Here is a 986-nt window from a genome sequence, read left to right on the forward strand (position 1 = left end):
GCGGTGGCGAGGGAGGTGAGGACGCGGTGCCAGGTGCCTTCGTCGCGGCGGAGGGTGCCGGTGACGCGGGTGTCTGTGGTGGGGGCGTGGTCCTCGATGGTTTCGGAGATGCCGAGGGTGAGGACGGGGTGGGCGCTGGCTTCGATGAAGAGGGTGTGGCCGTCGTCCAGGAGTTGGCGGGTGGTGGCTTCGAACTCCACGGTGTTGCGGAGGTTCTGGTACCAGTACTCGGCGTCCAGCGGGCCGTCGCCGTGGCCGGCGACCGTGGAGTAGAACGCGATCTCGGGCTTGACCGGGCTGACGGGCGCCAGCACGTCCAGCAACTGGTCGTGGATGGCTTCGACGTGCGGGCCGTGCGAGGCGTAGTCGACGGGGATCTTCCGCGCGCGGATGTTGTTGTCCTGGCAGTGGGCGAAGAGTTCGTCCAGGGCCTCGGTGTCGCCGGAGACGACGGTGCTGGCGGGGCCGTTGGCGGCGGCGATGGCGAGCTGTCCGTCCCAGCGGGTGATGAGGTCGGCGGTGGCCTGGCGGGAGAGGGGGAGGGACATCATGCCGCCGCGTCCGGTGATGACGGACAGGGACTGCGCGCGGAGGGTGACCACCCGCGCGGCGTCTTCGAGGGTGAGGGCGCCGGCGATGTGGGCGGCGGCGATCTCGCCCTGGGAGTGGCCGATGACGGCGTCGGGGCGGATGCCGAGGGACTGCCACAGCCTTGCGAGGGAGACCATCATGGCGAAGAGTGCGGGCTGGACGACGTCGACGCGGTCGAAGCCGGGGGCGCCGTCGGCCTCGGTGAGGACGTCGATGAGGTTCCAGCCGGTGAAGGGCTCCAACGCGCGGGCGCAGGCGGTGAGATGTTCGGCGAAGACGGGGGAGGACTCGTAGAGGTCGACGCCCATGCGGGCCCACTGTGAGCCCTGGCCGGGGAAGACGAAGACGGTCTTGCCGAGGTGGGTGCCGGCGGTGGTCTCGACGACGTTCGGCGA

1 protein-coding gene is annotated in these 986 nt (G+C 70.6%); it reads right to left on the bottom strand.

Features of this window, described 5'->3' with window-relative positions; translation table 11 throughout:
* Nucleotides 1–986: acyltransferase domain-containing protein (locus RM590_RS35395; RefSeq protein ID WP_311708925.1), on the bottom strand; the 986-nt coding region annotated here is incomplete at both ends.

Source organism: Streptomyces litchfieldiae (assembly GCF_031845365.1).
Lineage (GTDB): Bacteria > Actinomycetota > Actinomycetes > Streptomycetales > Streptomycetaceae > Streptomyces > Streptomyces litchfieldiae.